Source organism: Xanthovirga aplysinae (assembly GCF_009711365.1).
Classification (GTDB): Bacteria; Bacteroidota; Bacteroidia; order Cytophagales; family Cyclobacteriaceae; genus Xanthovirga; species Xanthovirga aplysinae.
The window spans coordinates 1-366 of record NZ_SMMB01000111.1 but is presented as its reverse complement, the minus strand read 5'-3'; the positions used below and the strand labels follow the sequence as shown (position 1 = coordinate 366).

Below are 366 nucleotides of genomic sequence, written 5' to 3'. Positions count from 1 at the left end.
GATTATCAGCTTGTGCACTCATATCTTGTGCACTGGTAGGTTGTTGTTCACTGGTAGGCTGTGTAACAGGTGGGGCCTTGTCAAGAAATTTAAGAGCCACTCCTACACCTACCTTGATAGGAAGCTCTTTATCATTAAACTTATAGGTAGCTAAGGTATTATAACCTTTATATTCATCTTGACTTGCAGCATCCAGCATGGCATTTACCGCAGTATTTTCTTCATCAGTGCTCCACCTCCAATTATTAAGGTCCTTGTCTGCCTTTTCATTTTTAATGGATAAGAGGCCAGCAATTGTCATCTTTTGTTCCTGAACAGTAGCGCTACTTTGTTGCACATAATCAGCAAAGGTGTTCCAGCGGTCTT

At 41.3% G+C, this 366-nt stretch carries 1 protein-coding gene; it reads right to left on the bottom strand.

Translation table 11 applies throughout. The features are described 5' to 3' along the window. On the bottom strand, positions 1-366 hold a 366-nt coding region (locus E1171_RS23115), incomplete at both ends, for a hypothetical protein (RefSeq protein ID WP_222931268.1).